This window comes from Pelagicoccus albus (assembly GCF_014230145.1).
In the GTDB taxonomy this organism is placed as follows: Bacteria; Verrucomicrobiota; Verrucomicrobiia; order Opitutales; family Opitutaceae; genus Pelagicoccus; species Pelagicoccus albus.
This window is the reverse complement of the sequence record NZ_JACHVC010000001.1, coordinates 349,017-362,953: the sequence shown is the minus strand read 5'-3', so window position 1 is coordinate 362,953 and position 13,937 is coordinate 349,017. Positions and strand designations below refer to the sequence as shown.

Sequence of the window (13,937 nt, the reverse complement as noted above, 5' to 3'; positions counted from 1 at the left end):
TTAGGGAAGCAAGGCGGGGATTTCGCTCAGCTTGTATACAAACTGTTTCGCTTCGGACTTCACTTTCTCGCGAGCAAGAAAACCTCCGTATCCAATAAACAGATCCACATAAGGCTGGGTTTCCAAATCGCTGGAGCCATCACCCACCATCACAGCGAGATCTCCTTCCGAGCGGTCCGCATCGATCACTTTCATCTTACCGCCCATACGAGAGGTCGGACAGTTTCCATCGAAGCCAGCATATCCACCCTGCTCATCGAAAATGAGATCCACCGCCCGGACTTTCTCTATCCCAAGAAATTTGGCGAAAGGAGCGATTGCTTGAGTGAGGCCGCCGCTCACGATGATTGGCTCCCACCCCGCCGAACGAGCCTCTTCCAAACATGCCAAGGCGCTGGACTCGATGGTATCGATATAGAGTTGGCCAATCTTCTCGCACTCTTCTGCGGTCGGTTTGATGAGATCCAAGCGAGCTCCGTAAACATCCTCGATGGCGATATGACCATCCATTGCTCGATTGGTCATATTCTCGCATTCACGAAAGGTTTCCTCACCTCGCAAACGGGCGAGTTCATCGATCCCTTCGATCGAACTCAGTGTACTGTCGCAGTCAAAAAATAGGATTTTCTTGGGCATGTCTGATAAGTGGACGCTTCATCTACCGGCTATCCGGCAATAGTGGAGTTGACCGACAACAGATTCGCCAGCTAGCCAGCTCCTACAAGTTTCTTGTTTGGCAAAAGCCACAAAAAAACCCTCAGGCTGCGAGCCCAAGGGTTTGGAAATTCGAGTCTGCCAATCGACTAGCGACGACGACGGAACTTGTTCTGGAACTTCTCAACGCGACCAGCGGTGTCGACGAAACGCTTTTCGCCGGTGTAGACTGGGTGAGAGTCCATGGTGATATCGCGGAAAACCTTGATGCACTCGACGCCGTCAACGGTTTCCGTTTGGTGTCCCTTGGCAGCGATAGTGGAGTTCGTTACGAACTGCTTACCCGTCGAAACGTCGACGAAGACTGTTGGGTTGTAATCTGGATGAATACCTTTTTTCACGGCGAAAGAATGAAGCGGTTTAGAGCGTAATTAACCCTGGCGGGCCTTGAAACGCGGGTTGGTCTTGCAGATCACGTACAATCTACCCTTGCGACGGACAACTTGGCAGTCAGGGTGACGTGTCTTGGCGGACTTGAGTGATGACACTACTTTCATAAGGGGCGTAAAGAGAACGAGTCGTCTCCCCCCTGTCAATAGAGGAATCAGGAAATCTTCTTCGATTTCGCGAGCCCCCTATTTAACGGGCCTCAACTGTTAATTACTATCTGGATCTTCGGGCAGAAGCGTGAGCAAGCCAAGCTCTGGATTCGCTTCCATCATAAGATGTCTCCAGAGGTCCGGGCCTTCTAGTTTAGACATGGAATCTGCATCCACATCCGAAACCACCCAGGCGTTCGACTCCAGCTCCCCCACCAACTGGCCTTCAGACCAACCGGAATAGCCCTTGAAAGCGCGAAATACGAGATCTGGGTCAGTCTGTTTCTTGGAGCTCGCTACCGTCGGCTCCATCCCGAAATGCAATTGGAACTGCCCTTGGTCCGGCAAAAGCTTCCAGGCTGCTAGTATGATCTGGTTCTGATTAACAGGACCTCCCACATAAACCGGGATATCCCCCAGCCCCTGAGCCGCAAAATCGGAACTCAACTCGGCCAAACATTCGCCGGTACCTTGGTTTAAAACCACCCCCAAGGAACCTTCGGTTTCATGCTGGGTGAGCAGCACCACCGAACTCTCGAAATTCGGATCCTTCAAGTGCGGGTGCGCTAGCAAAAGCGATCCCACCAAGGGTTCCGAATCATCCTGAGTTTCGTCGTACATGAACTAAATTCCTTAGCCCATAAATCTACAGGCCAAGCCCCTTGGCGACAAAATTCTTAATCTATAGTTTAACAGGCCTTGCCCCTCTTCTGGGGATGCTCTTCCTTTTCCGGGCATCCCCAGAATACCATAGAATAAAGTCCATGATCCAACTTTCCGAACTTGTCGCCTACTGTGATCAACGCGCCCGCACGCATGAAGTAAAAGATTTCAGCGGAGCTTTAAACGGACTGCAGTTCGCCAACGATGGTATGGTCACTAAGATCGGAGCCGCCGTAGATGCTGGACTCGTCCCCTTCCAAAAAGCGGTAGATGCCAAGATCGACTTCCTGATCGTGCACCACGGCATGTTTTGGATGGGGCAGAAGCACTACGTTGGCCCAGAGTACGAGAAGATGAAAACCCTGGTGAACGGCAACTTAGCCGTCTATTCGTGCCACCTTCCCCTCGACGCCCACCGCGAGATTGGCAACAACGCCATTCTGGCCAAAAAACTGGGCATCGAAGCGACTGGATCTTTCCTTCCCTACGAGGGTACGGACATAGGACTGCTGGGTTCTTGGAAGAGCTCCAGAGCCGATCTGAGGGCCGCTTTGAAGGCTTTGTTTGGCCAAAACTTCTCCTGCATGGAGTTTGGATCCAAAGAGCCACGCAAGATTTGCGTTCTAACCGGTAGCGGTGCTAGCGCCGTGGAGCATATCAAAAGCACTGGAGCCGACACCTTCGTAACCGGTGAGCTCCGCCAACACCATTTTAACTACGCTCAGGAAAACGGTCTCAACATCTACGCCTGCGGTCACTACGCCACCGAAACCTTCGGGGTTGCAGCCCTCGCGGCCGAAGCAGCCAAAAAGTTCGGGCTGAAGTGGGAGTTCATCAAAACGGAATGCCCGCTTTAGACAACCCCTCCACGTGGTGAGGAGCCTCCATTTCTGCGTGTACATCGAGTCGTAAATCTAGCAAAACTCCTCGTTATGAAGAAGATCGCTGTATTGAACGGGCCAAATCTGAACCGTTTAGGTAAACGAGAGCCTGAGATTTACGGAGCGAAAACCTTGGAAGACATCGCCGAGGAACTGAAGAGTTCCTTTCCCGAGGCGGAGTTCGACTTTTTCCAATCCAATCACGAGGGAGCATTGGTCGACAAGTTCAGTGAGCTCGCTGAATCCGACTTCGATGGAGTGATCTTCAATCCAGCCGCCTATTCGCACACCAGCGTAGCCCTACGCGATGCCATCAGCGGAGCAGGTCTCCCAGTGGTCGAGGTTCACATCAGCAACGTGCATACTCGCGAAGCCTTCCGCCACCACTCCTACACCGCGGAAGTCTCAAAAGGCGTGATCGCCGGCCTTGGAACAGACGGATACCTCCTAGCGGCTCGCGCTTTGCTCGGATTGGCCTGAGCCCACGGGCTCGATCTGGTCGAAGACCTCCCAGCCATTGAGGCGGAGTCTTGACTTCGCTACTGGCGAAACGATTCCGGACACCCAAATCTCCCGCTTTTCAGACTCAAGCTCTGGAGATAGCAACGCATCGTAGACCAAGGGGGTCCAATGCAGGTAATCCACAGCTAGCGGATAAATTTCATAGCCCTCTCGGGAACGGGCTCGGATCATGCCCCGCTTTTCGCCAATCGAGATGATCTCGCCAGCATCCCGAATGTAGACGACCAGAAGATCTACCGTGCTGAGAAATAGAGCCGCGTCTTCCTCACTTTCCGCCAGTAGGGCATATTCGACTAAGAACCTAATCGACGATGGCGTATTGAAATTCTGAAACGCCAAAGTCAGCTGCAGTTTTTCGGTCAGCGAAAAGGTCGGACAATCGCGAAAAGCGACGATCAGATTCTTTTCGACCCCGTACTTTTTGAGCAAATCCATGATCTCTCGCTCAATTTGGTAGGCAGGCCGATCCCAAACCAATTGCCGAGCCTTTCCGGCGTAGGAAAACACTTCACTCGAAGGAACGACGAAGTCCCCCGCGAAACCGCCCAAACTGGAAGCCCAGGCGATGCGACCGAGGGCATCCTGCAAAGCTTGATTGTCGGAGTAAGGATCCACACCCAACTCCCTCGCCCATTTGCGTTTCGAGGAATCGTGACCGAGATGCTTGCGGCTCAACTTACCGGCGGACTTCCCGATCTCGCGCTTTTTCTTTTCCTCAGGCTCGTCTAGCTCCGACTCGTCAGGCTCCTCCTCCTTGCTACGGAAATCACGAACCTTCTCCATTGCCTTCCCTCCGCCACGTTGCACTTGGTAGAGCTTTCCTCCGAAATAGCGAACGATCCCGCCTGGCAATCCGGTAACGGATGAGATGGGGCGACGCGCCACACCAAGAGTAGTCGAAACCGGCTCCGTAAAGCTATTGGATAAGGTCTTAGTGAACGCCTCGCTTTGGCTGACCTCTGACAATCGGCCAATGGCTTCGATCTCGCGAAGGCGTCCTTTTAGCTCCTCCACTCCCCGCGGCTTAAAGTTTCCGTACTTCGAGGAAATGCTGAACTCGTACTCAAAGTCCTTAACCTCCACCAAGGGCGAAACTCGGTAAGTGTCGGTCCTCAGCTGAATACCCGACAACAAATCCCTCGCGAAAAAGATAGGGGCACCCTCGACCGGTTCGGATTGAGTAGCCTGACTGTGTGGCGCCGCAAGAAAGGCTACGGACAGGACAGCGGCAATTTTTCGAAAAATCATAAAGGGGCTCTATTTCTCGGATCGTCTAGGAACTTTGGTAAGGAGTCCTCTGAATAGGAATGATAAATTCGAATTTCTCAAAAAAATACCGCCTATCCCACGGATAGACGGCATTTTGAAAATCTATTTAGATTCGCTCTATTTGTACTGGTTTACTCCTTCGAGCACCACTCCGCTCTCGTTGTAGTAAGCACGGCTGAAAGCGATACCCAAGAGCCCCTCGAGCTCTTCCTCACTCGGCATCAAATCGAGTAGCTCATCCATCAGTTCGCCAGCTTCCTCGCCGCTCGACGCTCGCATAGTGTCGGAGAGGTTTTCCATAACCGGGGCTAAGTTCTTCAACATCTGCTCGCCGCGAGAGAAACTAAACATCATCCCTGGCTTTACGCCCCCGTCTGCCAAATACTCGCGAAGCTCGGGGCTATTGGCTAACGCGTCCTCGCCTTCAGGCAAATTGGTCAGCGCTGAGAAAATGCGGCTTGAGGTGATATCCGCTCCCACCGCGAAAACGAGCTTACCCAAGCCATGGGCTATGGTAACTGTGCCTTGAACATCGTTTTTGACACGCACACCGCTGAATCCCTGCTCATCGATCAACTCAAAACCGCTGTTCGGATTTTGAGCCATTCCGCCCAGCATAGCCATCCCGGCCTGCAAAATTTCAGGACGCGAGAAGTCCATAACGATCGCTTGCGAGGAACGCGGAATGTCGAGAGACGTGCCGTCAGGTCCCAAGATCGTTTCGATCTCGATCGGATACTCGACCACGTGCATGCGATTTCCGAAAGCGGATAGAAGCGTCGGAATATCGGCCTGCAACATCATCTGCAATTGCCCGTTAGCCATGGCGACTTGCTGCTCGACCTGCTCGGGCGGAGCGAATTTCTTGGCCGTCTCGAGAGCGAAGTCATACAACTTCATCATGTCAAAGGAAGCAGCACTGTAGGCGTTTACGCTGCTCGGAACCCAAGCCGGAGGCTGAAATTCGAAGAACTCGTTCTCCAGCAGCTTCGCGATCCCTGAGCGGGGAGCCGGAGCTCCGAGGAAAATGACCGAGCGTTCCTCCATGTCTTTCAGACCGCTCCAAACGCCAAACTTGGTAAACTCTTCAACACCCAATGCCTTGATTCCACGGATGCCAGGAGTCGGGACAAATTCCAAAAGCTTTGAAACGTCGCCTAACAATTCCAGACGCGTCTCGAAATCTGGCCTAGCCTCGCTCAATCCGGGATCAGAGTAGTAGGAACTCAAGAACTCACCCCCATCCTCGATCTGAGCCATCAAGAACTGGCCCAACGCCTCTAACTCAGCTTCTTCGAAAACGCGGGCGGCCTCCATGTCTGGAATCGGTTCACGCACCTGGCCAATGCCGAAAATGAAACGGTTCTCGATTTGGGCGATGAGAAAGGAGGAACCATCAGCATTGTCGCGAATACGAGCCCCTGGGCCACCGGGAAGGTCGAGGTCAATTCTTTCAAAGGCTTCGTTTTCCGCGGCGCCTTCGAGGATCGCATTGAAGGCCTGTTCCGCAACGCCGTCCTTCATCTCCGCCCATACGAGCAAGGTCGGCATAGAGAGGTGTCCAGGAACTTCGTGATCTACGACGGCTCCGCCGATATGGCTCGTCACCATTTGGTAGAGATCATCAACCTCGAGCCCGACTTCACTCAGCTTGCGAGCAAAGTTGCCCTCCGCATCTTCCGAATCGATTAGCTTCTCAACGAAAGCCTTGTACTCGGCGATCTTTTCATCGGACAGCAGTAGCTGGCCAATCTTGGTGCTGTCTACGTACTTGGCGATCGCCTCCGGAGAATTATCGAAACGGAACGCTACGATGGTCTCTTCCGGCAGCGACTGGAAAGGCGTGTTGAGTTCGGCAAAAGAAAGAGTCGCAAAGGAAGCGACCGAAGCGAGCCCGCAAAGGAGCTTAGTTCTGTTTTTCACTAGGGTTCGAGTTGGTTGGTTCTGGATCTTCCACTTCTGAAGAGCGGAAAGGCGGAGCGAGGTATTTCACTCCATTTTGAGGGAAAGAGGAGTCGTAAAGGTAGGTTTCCTTGTTCTCGAGGAAGTCGATGAGCTCCTGCACGGGGATTCCAAAAGCGAGTCCGGCAAACATGGCGTGTCCCGCGCACGCGACACCAATAACCTCGCCACGAGAGTTAAAAAGCGGACCTCCGGAGTTGCCCGGATTAATGGCGGCATCGGTCTGAATAAATCTCAGGTAGCCGATGGATCGAGTTCGGGAAGAAACGATTCCCTGGCTCACCGAACGCTCTAATCCCAAAGGATTTCCAATCGCAAAAACCAGAGATCCCACGTCCACACCGTCGTCTTCCGATAAGATAACGGGCTTGATCGCAATCCCTTCCGCTTCCTCTTCATCTATCTGAAGCAAAGCGAGGTCGCGCACTGGATGAAGGGCGACGATGCGAACCTTCTTCAGTTCTTTTCGCTCATAGCCGGCCTCGGTCTTATTGAAAATGCTCACCGTGATAGCGGTCTCACGTTCCACAACGTGGTAGTTCGTTATCAAGTACCCAGAGGGGCTAATAAAGAAGCCGCTGCCAAGACCGCTTGGCGTTTTAACCATCACCACCGAATCGCCATAGCGCTTCACCAGTTCGTTCACAGGAGCAGCATTCAGATGCCCAGTGGCGTACAGGCCGTTGTCTTCAGTTGTCTTTTCAACTGGGTCCTCATCGGCCTTCTCGATGGTTAGGACCTGGTCGCTCGGGATCTTGATCACGTCAAATCCTAGGTCCAAGACCACGAATTCGTCGTCCTGCTTGAGTATTTCCGCCACGATTTCGGTACCGTTTTGAAAGGTCAAGCGGTCGAAACCTACGGCTGCCAGCTTATTGGCAAGAATGAGTACTGCGAGAGCAGCGAAGCGTTTGATCATGATTCGGAATCCCTTGCTAAGTAGATTAGTATTCGGTCGTGGCTCGCTAAAACTAAGTCCTGGATGGAGTCGCCATCTATATCGAGAGAGATCATACGGTACGGATTGACGCTGTTGCGGCCGGCGTTCGCGTCTTGGCCATAAGGATACTTTCCGTCGTCATATACCTTCCACGAGATAACCTCTTCGTAGCCCCCTTCCCCATCTTCTCCGTAGACGATGATGTCCCGCTGCCCGTAGTCAACGGTGGCCATTTCGTCGATACCGTCTCCATCCACATCTACGGTGAAAAGGGTTCCTAGCGTCTTCTTTTCGTAATCGCGTCCCGCATTTTCATTGGGATCGACCATTGAACTTAGCACCAGCTGACGAGAACTCCCTTTGCTGGGCACGTTGATGGAATTGGCTCCGATGAGCGTGAGTCCGAGTACCGGGTCGACCGTGAGGCTCAGCGAATAGGGAACCATATCGCGACTCTGGGTCTGGAAGATGCCCGACTTATCGGCTTTGAGAAAGTGAATATGCTCTCCGTCTGACTCGAGTGCGTAAGCTTCGGTCTTGGAAACAGGGGCGAAAGAACTGATCGAGTAGTCGCCTTCTAGCATGATCTGGTCGATCACATCCAAATTGTCGTCGAGCTTTTGCACCACCCCATCCTCGGCCAAGTAAAGAGTACCGTCGTGCAAGCGAATGCGGCGGATATCGACTCCTTTGAAACGGGAGGTAGCCAGCTTGGCTTGACCGTCTTCCTCCAAAGAACAAATCGAGGTAGTTTTTGAGAATTTCTTTTTGACCAGCAGACGCTCGCCGCCCAGCCAAACAGCATTTTCGAAATCGCCATCCAAACCTGCAAATTCGACCTCTTCTGGCCCCTTGCCCTTGGCATTCCAAATCGATAGCACTAGCGAGCTGCCTCTTTGCGTGACCCACCAAGTGTCGTCACCAAATTGGTCGAACGCGAGCAGCTTCCAGTCTCCTGAATCGAGCGAAGGGTCACCCACTCTCTTGGGAAAGGTGAAACGCGCCCCGTCCCAATGGCTTTCGTAAATGTGCCCCTCTTCCTCTACTCTGAAAAGCAGGGTGCTCGCCTTGTCGCCGACTGACTCTATCGACTTGATATCCTGCAGCACCGGATAGGATTTGCTGAAACTCCAAAAACCATCCGACTCCTGGTAGACGTTTAGAATCGGCTTGTTGCGGCCCAATTCGACAATGACTTTCTTTCCGCCTACTTTAACGGCTGCCCAACCACCAGAATCAGGCTGGGACAATGGCAACAGGTTCCTCTTGCCGTACGCAGACTCGTCGCCAAGCCCCAACTCATAGAAGCTGATCGTGTTGGCCTGATTCGCGCCGAGAAAGGCTATTTTTGGCCCCTCCGTCGTTCTCATCGATCGGGCCACGTTGGTATTGGTAATCTCTTCCGAAACGCTCACGGCCGGGCGAAATTTTTCCCCTTCGGATTCATACCAGCGGATAGGAGCGCTCACCGTATTTCGAGCTTCCACCACGTCCAAATCCTCGTCTCCGTCCAAGTCGACAAACCACCAGCGGTTTCTCTCAATCTCGCGCTCACGGGGCTGCATCCACTCCACTTCGTCCGGCTCGCTGTAGCGTATCACCTGAATCCCATCGCTCATGCTAACCAAAATCTGCAGGTCCTTCTTGAGCCTGCGAATCAAGATCGGCTTGTGAGTACTCAGCTCGGAAGTCGCGATTTCCCACTCCTTGATCGAATTCCACTCTCCACTTTCATCCCTTTTCAGAACGACAAGCTTTCGGGGATCGGATTGGACTAGGAATATCTCGTCGACGCCGTCGCCCTCGACATCAAAAACCGAGGCGACTTGCGGCAGACGCGACATGGCAACCTCCTCCTTTTCGAAATCCTCCGCCATGGGCAGATAGTTCGGATTCTCGACGTTGGAAAAGTCAAACCCGTCTCCCTTCCCCACATAGCGGTAAAAATCGAGGCGAGACTGACGGGTCTCGACGACTAGCAAAGAAGCTGGACCATCTTTGAACTCGTGGATCGGAAGCATTTTGTAGGCTCCGTTATCAACCTTGATAACACGGAGGCCTTGCCAACCGGGGAATTCGCCAGCGTTCGCAAGCAAAGCGACAGCTAGAGCAGCCAAAAGGATTAGGGGCTTCATAAAACGAAATTTTCTCACAAGACGAATATCGTGGTAGCACGGAGGATTCCACCGGACTTGCCTAATGCAACCATCAAATCCCCAGCTTCGGCACTAGGAACCGCTGCAGGCTAGCGATTTACGCCAGCAGACCTCGCACCAAGGAGTAACGTTCCGAGCCCCATCCCTATTTCCGAAGATTCTTACTTTCTTGAGAAGCATAACGCCAGCGAGCAGCTAGCGAGATCCTCAGAACCAAATTTCAAACAAGATTCGCAAATTCAAAGAAACTCGGCAATCGTTGTAAAAGGTGTCCCCACAATTTCTTTCTATGCCCTCCATTCATAGAAGCATCGTTCGTATAGTCGGCACTCTTATTCTTTGGCTGCCAGCCGGTCTAGCCGAAGCCCAAGAGCAGGACCAGGAAACTATTCCCCTGATCGCGTCTCAAACGGAAGCAGTACCCGAGAAGACTCGGCGTCCTTTCCAGCGTCGGCTCATGAGGGACGATATTACCGTGCGAATCAAAAACCTGCGACTCGATTCCGGAGGCAAAATCCGACTCGTATACGGAGTGCCTAACGGAGCCAAGGAGGTGCCAGCGGTAGTCGTCATGGACGTGGAGGCAAACCGCTTGGCAAATTCATCGAATCTGAATCTGCATGGGGCGACCAAATCCCAAAATCGTGATTATCGTCACATCGCCTACCTCTTTCGGTCCCCATTCGGAAGCCATATGCTGGGCAGCGGATTCGCGGTGGCATACGTGGTGGCCGACGATTTGGAGACGCTTCGTTCGGCTCGCACGAACGACTGGATTGGGATTTTCAATCGCGTCCGAGACCTAAAGCCGGTCACACCGGATAACGTATTTCTCTTTTCGACTAGGGAGTACGCGAACCTATCGCTTTACCTCAGCTCCAAATACCGATTCTCCGGGTTAATTTTGGAAGAGCCCAGCTACCTGCTTTTCAGCAGCAGAAGCTATGAATCCGTGTTGGAAAAATGCAAAACGCTGGACTCTCGGGAAATCTGGAACCGCACCGACCCCACCAGAGAATTCGTGTACGAAAAGGTGCTCGAGCGTATCTCCAGCCCCATCATGTTGATCCGCAATCCACAATCGAGAGCCTATCACTTGAATGAGAAGACACTCATTCCCAAGCTCGAACAAGTTAGGGCATTCTACGAAACCGCAGAGATAATGGGGCCGGGCCGAGCGTTGACAGTTTTTGGCGGCAATCCAGATAGCGGGATTCTCGAGATTTCTCCGGAAGTTGCTTACCATCAGAACACCGTAAATGAGTGGGTGGACACCATCATCCACTACATGCGGATGAATTCCTCCGTTGACCCGGTCGCTCTACGCGACCCCTCGGAACTTTCGAGGACAAAAAGCCTGCCCGGCCGCAATTAAGGCCCGCCTAGAAACTTCCCTAAACGGAAATTGGGATTCACCCCAATGCGAGAAAGAGCCCCCGAAGAGACGCCGCCTTTTGGCCCAGAAAAGCCAAACTTTAGCAAAAGGCATTAATAAAACATTGCCTCCGAGCGAAGATTCGATACGCGCCTATCTTTCCACGAGCGCTTCCGCCGCCAAATTTTAAGAAACAAGACCATGGCTACAGACCTATCCAAGTATAGAAACATCGGTATCTTCGCCCACGTAGACGCGGGTAAGACCACTACAACTGAGCGTATCCTCAAGCTTACAGGCAAGATCCACAAGCTTGGCGAAGTTCACGAAGGTGAATCAACCATGGACTTCATGGAGCAGGAAGCTGAACGCGGTATCACCATCCAATCCGCGGCGACCACCTGTTTCTGGCCAGGCAGCGAGCAACAGTACGATTCTCATCGCTTCAACATTATCGATACCCCAGGTCACGTTGACTTCACCATCGAAGTATATCGTTCCCTCAAGGTACTCGACGGCGGTATCGGCGTATTCTGTGGATCCGGAGGCGTTGAGCCACAATCCGAAACCAACTGGCGCTACGCTAACGAATCGGAAGTTTCCCGTATCATCTACGTAAACAAGCTCGACCGTATCGGCGCTGACTTCTTCCGCGTCGTCAAGCAGATCGAGACCCGTCTCGGCGCCCGTCCACTCGTCATGGTTCTGCCAATCGGCAAGGAATCCGAGCTAAAGGGTGTCGTTGATCTTCTCACCCGCACCGCTTGGGTTTGGGACGAAACCGGCGATCCTCTTAACTACAGCAAGCAAGAAGTTCCTGCCGACATGGCTGACGCTGTGGAAGAGTGGCGCGAAAAGCTCATCGAAACAGCAGTCGAGCAAGACGACGATCTCATGGAAGCCTACCTCGAAGGGAACGAACCTTCGATCGAGGACGTCAAGAAGTGCATCCGCAAGGGCACTATCAACCTTGATTTCTTCCCAACCTACTGCGGTTCTTCCTTCAAGAACAAGGGCGTGCAAAACGTGCTCGACGCAGTTGTTGACTACCTACCAAGCCCGACAGAAGTAAAGCCGCAGCCAGAGGTTGACGCCGAAGGTAACGAAACCGGCCAGTTCTGCTTGGTCGATCCTAAGCGTCCGGTCCGCGCCCTCGCGTTCAAGATCATGGACGACAAGTACGGGGCACTCACCTTCTTCCGAATCTACTCCGGAACGATCGCCAAGGGCTCCACGCTGCTCAACACTTTCACCGGCAAGACTGAGCGTATCGGTCGTATCATCGAAATGCACGCTGACGACCGCAACGAAGTCGATTCCTGCCAAGCGGGTGACATCGTTGCCTTCCTCGGTATGAAGACCGTTCAGACCGGACACACTCTCGCAGACGAAAACGATCCTGCGACCCTCGAACCAATGGTGTTCCCGGACCCCGTTATCTCGATCGCCATCACTCCTAAGGACAAGGCCAACGCTGAAAAGCTGGGCGTCGCCTTGGGCAAGATGGTTGCAGAAGACCCTTCTTTCCGCGTCGAAACCGACGAGGACTCTGGCGAAACCATCCTCAAGGGAATGGGCGAGCTTCACCTCGATATCAAGGTAGACATCCTCAAGCGCACCTACGGAGCGGAAGTTCTTGTTGGTAAGCCACAGGTTGCATACCGCGAATCTATCCAAGCTCCGATCTCCGACAGCTACACTCACAAGAAGCAGTCTGGTGGTTCCGGTCAGTACGGTAAGATCGAGTACACCATCGAACCAGGTGAAGCAGGTTCCGGCTTCCAGTTCGAGTCTCAGGTCGTAGGTGGTAACGTTCCTAAGGAATTCTGGCCAGCAGTCGAAAAGGGCTTCAAGCAATCGGTCGAAAGAGGTGTCCTCGCTGGTTACCCAGTGGTCGACGTCAAGGTTGCCCTCACAGATGGTGGCTACCACCCTGTCGACTCCTCCGCAGTCGCTTTCGAAATCGCAGCCAAGGCCGCGTACCGTCAGTCCATGCCAAAGGCGAGCCCACAGATCCTCGAGCCTATCATGAAGGTAGACGTCTTCGTTCAGGAAGAGAACATCGGTGACGTCATCGGCGACCTCAACCGTCGTCGCGGCATGATCAAGGAACAGGAATCCACCACCACTGGCGTACAAATCAAGGCGGACGCTCCTCTATCCGAAATGTTCGGATACATCGGATCCCTCCGTACCATGACCTCCGGTCGCGGCCAGTTCTCCATGGAGTTCTCGCACTACGCAGCTTGCCCACGCAACGTCTCCGACGAAGTGATCAAGGCCGCCGCGGAACGCGAAGAAGCCAAGAAGAAGTAGTCCGCGAAAGCAGCGTACTACACAACAGTTTCAACGCCCGATTCGAGAGAATCGGGCGTTTTTTCGTCACTCAAACGGAGAACAAGCGAGGCTCCCTCACCTCCTCCCAAGGCCGATATCGAAAAAGCGTCTCGCAACCCTTGGATGAAAATAAGAGGCTAGGTCCTTTTCCAGAGATGCCTATCTACAGCATTCAAATCCGCACCAAGCTCGGGAGCGTCCGAAGCAAAACCATTTCAGCAAACTCAGAAGATGAGGCTATCCAAGCAGGCAAGGACGCCTTTCCTCTGCACGAGAAAGTTTGGTCCGATGGCGAGGTCTCGGAAACCAAGGACGACGAAACCCGCCGAGCGGAATCCCAAGCCCGTATCGAAGAAATGAAGCTGAATGCTGACCTCGCCAAAGCGAAGTCCAAGCGAAGCGAGGGGCTCATCTGGCTGGGGGTTGGAATTACCCTAACCCTTGCCGCTTTGGTTTTCATGCGGGATGCCACACTTATCGCCCTCGGTCCCGTAATCTGGGGCGGATACATGTTTAAAAAGGCAGATTCCCGCTATAAAGCCCTGTCTGCAAATTAGCGCCTACGCCTCCCAACCTATT

The 13,937-nt window shown here is 53.1% G+C and carries 13 protein-coding genes; 5 read left to right on the top strand and 8 right to left on the bottom strand.

All coding sequences use genetic code 11. The features are described from left to right. The 4 genes from H5P27_RS01620 to H5P27_RS01605 all read right to left on the bottom strand — a co-directional run bounded on the left by H5P27_RS01620 (position 1) and on the right by H5P27_RS01605 (position 1,874). Positions 1-636, bottom strand: a complete 636-nt coding sequence (locus H5P27_RS01620; RefSeq protein ID WP_185658634.1) for an HAD-IB family phosphatase — start codon at positions 634-636, stop codon at positions 1-3. Between the two features lie 167 nt (positions 637-803). Beyond that, positions 804-1,055, bottom strand: coding sequence for a type B 50S ribosomal protein L31 (locus H5P27_RS01615; protein WP_185658633.1), 252 nt, complete (start codon positions 1,053-1,055; stop codon positions 804-806). A 30-nt stretch (positions 1,056-1,085) separates the two neighbouring features. Continuing rightward, positions 1,086-1,211 (bottom strand): type B 50S ribosomal protein L36, encoded by a 126-nt coding sequence (gene ykgO, locus H5P27_RS01610; RefSeq protein ID WP_083794514.1) that lies wholly within the window; start codon positions 1,209-1,211, stop codon positions 1,086-1,088. 99 nt (positions 1,212-1,310) lie between these two features. After that, positions 1,311-1,874, bottom strand: coding sequence for a YqgE/AlgH family protein (locus H5P27_RS01605; RefSeq protein ID WP_185658632.1), 564 nt, complete (start codon positions 1,872-1,874; stop codon positions 1,311-1,313). A gap of 143 nt (positions 1,875-2,017) precedes the next feature. Between H5P27_RS01605 and H5P27_RS01600 the strand changes: the two genes are divergently transcribed. Then, positions 2,018-2,773 (top strand): Nif3-like dinuclear metal center hexameric protein, encoded by a 756-nt coding sequence (locus H5P27_RS01600; RefSeq protein ID WP_185658631.1) that lies wholly within the window; start codon positions 2,018-2,020, stop codon positions 2,771-2,773. A 75-nt stretch (positions 2,774-2,848) separates the two neighbouring features. Next, complete coding sequence (gene aroQ, locus H5P27_RS01595) at positions 2,849-3,277, top strand: type II 3-dehydroquinate dehydratase (RefSeq protein ID WP_185658630.1); 429 nt, start codon at positions 2,849-2,851, stop codon at positions 3,275-3,277. Here aroQ and H5P27_RS01590 read toward each other — a convergent pair. From H5P27_RS01590 to H5P27_RS01575, 4 genes are all read right to left on the bottom strand, one after another. Next, positions 3,245-4,567 carry a hypothetical protein gene (locus tag H5P27_RS01590; protein ID WP_185658629.1) on the bottom strand — a complete coding sequence of 441 codons (1,323 nt, stop codon included), beginning with the start codon at positions 4,565-4,567 and terminating at the stop codon, positions 3,245-3,247. The genes aroQ and H5P27_RS01590 overlap by 33 nt on opposite strands. Positions 4,568-4,705: 138 nt before the next feature. Further along, positions 4,706-6,511 carry a hypothetical protein gene (locus H5P27_RS01585; RefSeq protein ID WP_185658628.1) on the bottom strand — a complete coding sequence of 602 codons (1,806 nt, stop codon included), beginning with the start codon at positions 6,509-6,511 and terminating at the stop codon, positions 4,706-4,708. Beyond that, a complete protein-coding gene (locus H5P27_RS01580; RefSeq protein WP_185658627.1) occupies positions 6,495-7,469 on the bottom strand; it encodes a S1C family serine protease in 975 nt (324 codons plus the stop codon). Before H5P27_RS01580 ends, H5P27_RS01585 begins: the two co-directional genes overlap by 17 nt. Continuing rightward, on the bottom strand, positions 7,466-9,625 hold the full coding sequence (locus H5P27_RS01575) for a hypothetical protein (RefSeq protein WP_185658626.1): 2,160 nt from the start codon (positions 9,623-9,625) through the stop codon (positions 7,466-7,468). The genes H5P27_RS01580 and H5P27_RS01575 overlap by 4 nt, the downstream gene beginning before the upstream one ends. Positions 9,626-9,935: 310 nt before the next feature. Between H5P27_RS01575 and H5P27_RS01570 the strand changes: the two genes are divergently transcribed. The 3 genes from H5P27_RS01570 to H5P27_RS01560 all read left to right on the top strand — a co-directional run bounded on the left by H5P27_RS01570 (position 9,936) and on the right by H5P27_RS01560 (position 13,915). Further along, complete coding sequence (locus H5P27_RS01570; RefSeq protein ID WP_185658625.1) at positions 9,936-11,021, top strand: hypothetical protein; 1,086 nt, start codon at positions 9,936-9,938, stop codon at positions 11,019-11,021. A gap of 201 nt (positions 11,022-11,222) precedes the next feature. After that, complete coding sequence (gene fusA / locus H5P27_RS01565) at positions 11,223-13,337, top strand: elongation factor G (RefSeq protein ID WP_185658624.1); 2,115 nt, start codon at positions 11,223-11,225, stop codon at positions 13,335-13,337. A 176-nt stretch (positions 13,338-13,513) separates the two neighbouring features. After that, positions 13,514-13,915 (top strand): hypothetical protein, encoded by a 402-nt coding sequence (locus H5P27_RS01560; protein WP_185658623.1) that lies wholly within the window; start codon positions 13,514-13,516, stop codon positions 13,913-13,915. Positions 13,916-13,937 lie beyond the last annotated feature (22 nt).